This is a genomic window from Streptomyces xingningensis (assembly GCF_054957865.1).
In genome coordinates, this window is record NZ_JBDJPF010000113.1 from 1 (window position 1) to 7,578 (window position 7,578).

The 7,578-nt window shown below is 71.5% G+C and carries 9 protein-coding genes; 3 read left to right on the top strand and 6 right to left on the bottom strand.

Features of this window, described 5'->3' with window-relative positions:
• The first annotated feature begins 241 nt into the window (after positions 1 to 241).
• Positions 242 to 1,927, top strand: a complete 1,686-nt coding sequence (ctaD, locus tag ABCR83_RS31635) for an aa3-type cytochrome oxidase subunit I (RefSeq protein WP_462698705.1) — start codon at positions 242 to 244, stop codon at positions 1,925 to 1,927.
• Positions 1,928 to 1,945: 18 nt separating this feature from the next.
• Here ctaD and ABCR83_RS31640 read toward each other — a convergent pair whose 3' ends face one another.
• Together ABCR83_RS31640 and ABCR83_RS31645 are read right to left on the bottom strand one after the other, a co-directional pair.
• Positions 1,946 to 2,842: a hypothetical protein gene (locus ABCR83_RS31640; protein WP_462698706.1), complete on the bottom strand. Its 897-nt coding sequence runs from the start codon at positions 2,840 to 2,842 to the stop codon at positions 1,946 to 1,948.
• On the bottom strand, positions 2,839 to 4,089 hold the full coding sequence (locus ABCR83_RS31645; RefSeq protein WP_462698707.1) for a glycosyltransferase family 4 protein: 1,251 nt from the start codon (positions 4,087 to 4,089) through the stop codon (positions 2,839 to 2,841). Before ABCR83_RS31645 ends, ABCR83_RS31640 begins: the two co-directional genes overlap by 4 nt.
• A gap of 236 nt (positions 4,090 to 4,325) precedes the next feature.
• On the opposite strand from ABCR83_RS31645, the gene ABCR83_RS31650 reads away from it, so the two are divergent.
• Together ABCR83_RS31650 and ABCR83_RS31655 are read left to right on the top strand one after the other, a co-directional pair.
• Positions 4,326 to 5,105 (top strand): hypothetical protein, encoded by a 780-nt coding sequence (locus ABCR83_RS31650; RefSeq protein ID WP_462698708.1) that lies wholly within the window; start codon positions 4,326 to 4,328, stop codon positions 5,103 to 5,105.
• Positions 5,106 to 5,304: 199 nt separating this feature from the next.
• A complete protein-coding gene (locus ABCR83_RS31655; protein ID WP_462698709.1) occupies positions 5,305 to 5,637 on the top strand; it encodes a hypothetical protein in 333 nt (110 codons plus the stop codon).
• 168 nt (positions 5,638 to 5,805) lie between these two features.
• Here ABCR83_RS31655 and ABCR83_RS31660 read toward each other — a convergent pair whose 3' ends face one another.
• From ABCR83_RS31660 to ABCR83_RS31675, 4 genes are all read right to left on the bottom strand, one after another.
• Positions 5,806 to 6,234 (bottom strand): SHOCT-like domain-containing protein, encoded by a 429-nt coding sequence (locus ABCR83_RS31660; protein WP_462698710.1) that lies wholly within the window; start codon positions 6,232 to 6,234, stop codon positions 5,806 to 5,808.
• Positions 6,235 to 6,257: 23 nt separating this feature from the next.
• On the bottom strand, positions 6,258 to 6,518 hold the full coding sequence (locus ABCR83_RS31665; protein WP_462698711.1) for a hypothetical protein: 261 nt from the start codon (positions 6,516 to 6,518) through the stop codon (positions 6,258 to 6,260).
• Positions 6,515 to 6,880, bottom strand: a complete 366-nt coding sequence (locus tag ABCR83_RS31670) for a DUF2089 domain-containing protein (RefSeq protein ID WP_462698712.1) — start codon at positions 6,878 to 6,880, stop codon at positions 6,515 to 6,517. The genes ABCR83_RS31665 and ABCR83_RS31670 overlap by 4 nt, the downstream gene beginning before the upstream one ends.
• Positions 6,881 to 7,035: 155 nt before the next feature.
• A complete protein-coding gene (locus ABCR83_RS31675; RefSeq protein ID WP_462698713.1) occupies positions 7,036 to 7,233 on the bottom strand; it encodes a hypothetical protein in 198 nt (65 codons plus the stop codon).
• Between the last annotated feature and the right edge of the window lie 345 nt (positions 7,234 to 7,578).

Sequence of the window (7,578 nt, forward strand, 5' to 3'; positions counted from 1 at the left end):
GGGGGGGGGGGGGGGGGGGGGGGGGGGGGGGGGGGGGGGGGGGGGGGGGGGGGCGCGGGGGGGCGGGGCGGGGGCGGGGGGGGGGGGGCGCGGCCCGCCCCCCCCCCCCCCCCGGCCGCGCCGCCCCCCCGCGCGCCCCCCCCCCCCCCCCCCCCCCCCCCCCCCCGCCCCCCCCCCCCCCCCACGCCCAAGAGACCCATGTGCACGACAGGCCCGATGAGCCGAGAGCGAGGGGGCACGGATGGGGACCGACACGGCGCAGGCTGCCGCCGCCCCGGTGCGGGAGCGGCGGCCAGGCACGATCCTGGTGGACTGGCTCACGACCACCGACCACAAGAAGATCGGCAACCTCTACCTGATCACGTCGTTCGGATTCTTCCTGGTGGCCGGGCTGCTGGCGATGCTGATGCGCGCCGAACTGGCCCGTCCCGGGCTGCAGTTCATGACCACCGAGCAGTTCAACCAGGCGTTCACCGCCCATGGCACCATCATGCTGCTGCTGTTCGCCACCCCGGCCTTCGCCGGCTTCGCCAACGCGATCATGCCGCTCCAGATCGGCTCACCGGACGTGGCCTTCCCCCGGCTCAATATGTTCGCGTACTGGCTGTATCTCTTCGGCGGCCTGATCGTGGTGGCCAGCCTGCTGACGCCGGAGGGCGGCGCGTCCTTCGGCTGGACCGGCTACGCACCCCTGAACAGCGCGGTGCACTCGCCGGGAATCGGCACCGATCTGTGGATCATGGGCCTGGCGCTGTCCGGCTTCGGCACCATCCTCGGCGCGGTGAACTTCCTGACGACCATCATCGGCATGCGCGCCCCCGGGATGACCATGTTCCGGATGCCCGTCTTCACCTGGAACGTGCTCTTCACCTCGATCCTGATCCTGCTGGCCTTCCCGGTCCTGGCGGCGGCGCTGCTCTGCCTGGAGGCAGACCGGCGGTTCGGGGCGGTGGTCTTCGAGGCGGCGAACGGCGGGGCGCTGCTGTGGCAGCACCTGTTCTGGTTCTTCGGCCATCCCGAGGTCTACATCATCGCGTTGCCGTTCTTCGGCATCATCACCGAGATCATCCCGGTCTTCTCCCGGAAGCCGATCTTCGGCTATGTGATGCTGATCGGCGCGACCATGGCGATCACGGCCCTGTCGGTGGTGGTCTGGGCGCACCATATGTTCGCGACGGGTGCGGTGCTGCTGCCCTTCTTCTCCTTCCTGTCCTTCCTGATCGCGGTGCCCACCGGGGTGAAGTTCTTCAACTGGATCGGCACCATGTGGCAGGGCTCGCTGTCCTTCGAGTCACCGATGCTGTGGGCGGTCGGCTTCCTGGTGAGCTTCCTCTTCGGCGGGCTCACCGGGGTGATCCTGGCCTCGCCGCCACTGGACTTCCATGTCACGGACACCTACTTCGTGGTGGCGCACTTCCACTACGTGGTGTTCGGGACGGTGGTGTTCGCGATGTTCGCGGGCTTCTACTTCTGGTGGCCCAAGCTCACCGGCAAGATGCTGGACGAACGGCTGGCGAAGATCCACTTCTGGACGCTGTTCATCGGGTTCCACACCACGTTCCTGGTGCAGCACTGGCTGGGCGCGGAGGGCATGCCACGCCGGTACGCCGACTACCTGGCGGCGGACGGATGGACCACGCTCAACACAGTGTCCACGATCGGGGCGTTCCTGCTGGGCCTGTCGACGCTGCCGTTCGTCTACAACGTCTGGCTGACCGCGAAGTACGGCAAGCGGGTCGAGATGGACGACCCCTGGGGCTTCGGGCGCTCGCTGGAGTGGGCGACCTCCTGCCCGCCGCCCCGTCACAACTTCACCGGCATCCCCCGTATCCGCTCCGAGTCACCGGCCTTCGACCTGCACCACCCGGATACGGTGCGCGAGACCGGCGGGCCGGTGGCGGCGGAGCCCGGCGCGGCGGGCACCTGAGCGGCGCCCGGCGGAGGCTCAGCCCGCGACCGGCGGGCGCTCGTCGACCCGGACCGCGAGGTCGTTGTCGACGGTGTAGTACGGGCCCGCCTGGGCGGGTGCGTAGGGGGCGTCCACCGGGTGCGAGGGATAGACGAAGATCTGCTTCTTGTCCGCGACGTCGTCCAGGATGCGGGCGATCCGCACCCCGTCCGGGTCCTCGGGGCGGCGCAGCCACAGGTCCCATGCGTCCGGGCCGCCCTGCCACTGCTCGCACAGCTCCGCGTAGCGGAGCGTGAAGGAGAACTCCTGGCCCTCGGCCGTGAGCGGCACGGTGCACACCAGCTCGGGCGCCCGGCGGCAGCGCGCCTCGGCGACGGCCCCGGCGAGCCACTCGGCGGGATCCTCGACCCGGTGCAGCGCACCGTGGACGGTGACGCCCTTGGCGTCGGGCAGGAGGTCCCCGGCCTCGGCGTGCGGGGCGCGCAGCCAGCTGCGCAGGGAGAGGTTGCCGTGCTTGGTCGCATAGGGGATGCGGACCGCCAGCGGCGAGGTGCTGGGGCCGGGCCGGCGGTCGACCAGCGAGCGCAGATCGGCCAGGCCCGGCAGCAGGCGCGTCAACTCGGCCTCGCCACAGTCCATATGGACGTCCCAGCGTCCTTCGGGCAGCGCGACGGTGCTGGGCAGGACGGCGCGCAGCCGCCCGTCGCCGTTGGGCGTGAGCGGCAGGCGGACCTCATCGGACTCGTCGCCGCCGCGCCGGAGCAGCACCAGCGCCGCCGACCAGTGGCCGGAGGCGGCGGCCCCTTGAGGGGCGTCGAGATCGAAGGTGAGTCCGCCCGCGGAATCCGCGATGCAGTCGGCGCGCGGCGGGGCAGACACGATGGTGGACTCCTCGGAGGTGTGAAGGCGGGGGTCGAGGGGGGAATGCGTCATGCGGCACGCACCCGTCGCAGGGCGGAGCGGCCCGCGTCCGTGGTCCGCAGAGCGCTGCTGAGCAGGGCGCCACGGGTGCGGTGCAGGGAACCGCGCAGGGTGCCGCGGGCGGTCAGTTCGGTGAACAGCCGCTCGTACCGCCCGGCGACACGGGCCGGGTCGAAGCGGGCCGCGTTCTCCAGGGCCTGGCGGCCCATGCGCTTGCGCAGCTCGTCGTCGTTGATCAGCTTCAGCAGTCCGGCGGCGATCGCGTCGGCCTTGCCGACCGGGACCAGGAGGCCGTCGACGCCATCGTCGATGATCTCCGCCGGCCCGTGCGGACAGTCGGTGGAGACGACCGGCAGACCACAGCGCATGGCCTCGACGATCGTCATGCCGAAGGACTCCAGGCTGGAGGTGACGGCGCCGATGGAGCCCTTGACCCACTCCGGATCGAGCGGACTGGCGGGGCCCATGAGGTAGACGTGGTTGTAGAGGCCGAGCTCGTCGACAAGGGCCCGTAGCTTGGCGCGCTCCGCACCACCGCCGTAGATCCGCAGCCGCCAGTCGGGGCGTTCGGCGGCGACCTTGCCGAAGGCCCGGATCAGCACGTCGTACCGCTTGGCCGGGGCCAGCCGGCCGGCCGCGACGACCCATTTGCCGGACGAGTCCGACGGGGCGACGCGCGGTGCCGGGATGCTGTTGGGCACTGCCTCGACGCGGACGCCGGGCAGTCTCATCAGCTTGCGGTAGGTGCGGGCGTCGGCCTCGGTCACGGTGGTGACCGCGTCGAGGCGGGGGTAGTGCGTGCGCAGGACCAGCTTGAGCGGTCCGGAATGGGTGCCGAGCGTCAGGTGCTCCTGGCCGACGCGCACCGGACCGCGCCGGGCCTGCTGGGCGATGTGCACATTGAGGCCGGGGCGGGTGCCCACGATCACATCGCAGTCCAGGCCGCGCAGGTGCTCGGCGATCCGCCGGTCGGTGAGGGCGCTGTACTGCTTGTAGCGGCCCTCGGCGGCCGGGAAGACGGTGGCCGGGCGCTCGAAGCCGGGGTCCCCGCCCGCGTAGTCGGGGCTGTCCTTGCGCAGGTCCACCAGATGACGCAGCCGTACCTTGCCGGGGGCGGTGAAGACCGGTTCGTCGCGATGCCGGAAGACCGACACGATCTCCACGTCGTGCTGCTCGGCGAGCGTGCTCGCCAGGTTGTACGTGGTGCGGATCGTGCCGCCGATGCCATAGGCATTGTGAATCAGGAATGAGATGTGCATTCGTCCCCGCAGCCGGTGTGCGCGCCTGGTGGCCCGCCTCCTGAGAGGTTAGAGCGTACTGAGCACCGAGTGGTTCGCCCTACCCGGCAACTCCTTGACCGGATGATGATCATTCGGTGACGGAAGCCGGGAAGCTCCCCGGGCGAGTGCGTGACCCCGGCCGTGCCTCCTCCGTTGTCCTCGTTACGAGCCGGGAACCGCCCGGCCCCCACGCACCGAAGTTCGAGGAGCCCTCCGTGCCTCGCATGCTCGACGTCAGCGACGACGTACGCGCCGAGATCGGCGACGAAGAAGCGGACCGACTGCTCGGCGGCGACAACGCCCCGGGCACCTACGACTGCACCTCCTGCCGCACCCCCGGTGACAGCGAGCGGGAGCGGACCAGCACCGTGCTCTTCGTCGGCGAGGAGACGGCCGTGCTCGCCTTCGCGCACGCCGCCTGCATCCCGTCCCAAGTGGTCCCCGTCCCCGAGGAACAGCTCCAGGGCGCCGTGCAGTCCATCACCGGCGAGGGCGGCGGGCAGCAGGCCGCCGAGATCCCGGTGCAGGCCGAGCTCGGGGTCACCAGCGGCCTGCTGCTGATCAACGGCGAGCTGCGCCCGGCGCTGGTCGTCGAACCGCTCGTCCCGATCGCCCGGCCCGGCACCACCGGGCCGGTGGATGTGTTCCTGGAACTGCTGGCCGAGCAGGGTTTCGCGCCGGTGTCCGCCGTCGACGAGGTCCCGGATCCCACCCCCGGCTGGTCGGTGCTGCTGGCCATGGGCCAGCTGCACGCGATCCTCCAGCCCAGCGCGGTCGGTGGCTCGCCGGTGGCCTGGTGGCAGGCGCACCAGGCGATGCGGGTGGCCGACGAGTGGCGGGCGGCCGTCAAGAAGACCCAGCGGGTGCTGGTCTTCGCGGCCCCGGTCGGCACGATCGGCCAGCAGCCCCGTGAGGACCTGCTCCGCGAGGCCCTGGACCGGGCCGCGGCCGCCGGGCGGCTGGTCGGCGCGAGCATGCCGCTCGCGGGCACCTGACCGGCGATCGTCCGATCAGCGAGTACGGGCGCAGAGCACCCGGCCGAGGGGCGCCCGATCAACGTGGTGCGCTGCGGGTCTCCCGGTCCGGGGGCATTCCCGGCCGCAACCGCATCCGATGGACCGCGAGGTCGTTGGCAGGGATGTGTACTCATACGAACCCGTTTCCCGGACCTCGTACCAGAACTACATCCCCGGCATGCGCCCACCCCGCGATGCCGCCGCCCAGAGCCGCCCCGTCTCGGTCACCCCGATCTTCGACGCCCTCTGCTCCGAGTACCGCCGTTCCTTCCGCACGCTGCCGGGCGACCGCGCGGGCGAGGAGGAGCTGGGTTTCAAGGCCTTCGGCCCCCAGCAGTCCGCGCAGGGCACCGGGCAGGGCTACTACGGCCAGCTCACCGGGCACTCCCCCTACCCCGGCCACTCCGGCTATCCGGGGGCCTGGGACACCTACCACCCCCAGGGGCGGCAGCGCGCGCAGCTGCCCGCGCTGCCGCCGGGGCCACGGGACGGCCGCATGCGCGGCTTCTGATCAGCGAGTCCGCGAGCCAGGCCCCGGCTCCCCCACCGGGCCCTGGCCCCCTTCACCGGCCGTTTGTCATGTGCTCCACCCGGTTGTGTGAGTGCGTTTTGTTCTAAGTTGCGGTGGACCACCCGGGGCCGGACGCCCGTCGGCCCGTGGTCCCGTGCCGGGGCGGTATCACTCGCAGTAGACCTGCATCTTGGAGCCGGGGTCATCGAGGTCGACGATGACGTCGTCGAGGTGCTCGATGAGGTCATCGAGGTGCTGCGGCTTGAGCTCGGCGAGGTCGATCGGCACGCCGGCCTTGCCCAGCTCCGCGTTGACCTTGGTGATGGCCGTCGGCGGGATCAGGGTGGTGAGCCGGACGCCGGCGCGCAGCAGCTGCAGCGGGATACGGACGTTGAGCCGGGTGGAGCCGCCGCCGGTGTCGTCCTCGGCGTCCATGACCACGCGCAGGTACTTGGGGCGGGCCTCCGGGCGGGACGTCGTTCCCGGCGGCGTCTCGGGTTGCCTGCGCTGGAGCGCTTCGATCAGCCGCTCGGCCTCGTCCGCGGTGATCTTTCCTTCGGCCAGCATCTCCAGGATCTGGCGGCGCTGCTCGTTCATGCGTGTGCTCCTGTCTCTCCGAGTTATCTGACGCTGACCAGCACGGCCGTCCTGCCCTGCGCCATCTCGAACCGGGTGCCGGGCAGTGCCCACAGCACTTGTCCGGCACCGCGCAGCGCCCCTCCCGGGCTGACCCGGAAGACGAGGCATGCGACCACCCCGCCCAGCACGGCGAGCAGCAGCAGCGGCGACAGCACCAGCACCACCGGCACGACGGGGATGTACAGCCGCACCCGGCGGCCGTTGAAACGGTGCACGCGCACCGTCATCAGCTGCGGGATCATCGGTCCCGCTCCAGTTCGGCCAGGGCGTCCTCGGTGTTGATCTCTCCCCGGCGCAGGCGGTCGACGACGTCAGCGGCGCTGGTGGGTGGTGGGCCGACGTCGACGAAGTCGAGGTGCTCGGCGATCCGCTTCAGCCGGGACTTGATCGTCGGGTAACTCACCCCGAAGATCCGCTCCATCTCCTTGATGGATCCGTGCGCCCGGACGAACGCGGCGACGAAGATCTGGTCGTCGATGCCGAGTTGGGCCAGCTGCGGCGGCTCGAACTGCCCCTCGATCGCGACGCCGCTGTCGGCGAGGCGGACCCGCTCGACCGCGAACGGCCGGCCGCGCGTCAGGTCCGTCAGGTCCTGCCAGTCCATCCTCGGCTCCTTACCCACGGCGGCCTATTCATATTTCATGTCTACCTTGATATTTTTAAGACGTCAACTCACAGACTTTGAGATTCATAATTTTGATCTTGATGATTCAGTTTCATCGCAGCCAGCTCCGCCATCCCTTCCGCGAAGCCCGCCGCCTACCGCCAGACGGCCGGGCACTTCATCCGCTGGGCTCGCACCAACAAGCTCACCACCGTCCAGTCCCCGCCGTCCGCTGGAACGGCCCCACTCAGCCACCCGATGACAAGCATCGCTGGGACGTCGCACGCCGGCTCCTGCACGACGACATCCTCAAGCCCGAAGACCATCTCGCAGGACTCCTTCTCCTCCGCCATGCCCAAGGGCCGTCGGCGATCAGCCGGTTGACCATCGACCTGCGCCGACTGCCTGTGCGGCTACGCCACCACGGAGCTGACCGTGCGGCCCGCGGGAGCAGTCGAGAGAACCGCCGGGGGGGGGGGGGGGGGGGGGGGCCCCCGCCCCGGGGGGGGGGGGGATAACCGCCGGGGGGGGGGGGGGGGGGGGGGGGGGGGGGGGGCGGGGGGGGGGGGGCGGGGGGGGGGGGGGGGGGGGGGGGGGGGCCGGGGGGCGCCCCGGGGGGGGGGGGGGGGGGGGGGGGGGGGGGCCCGGACCCGGGTGCCGGGGGCCGCCTCATAGATCCATGGGGCATCGGCGCCGGG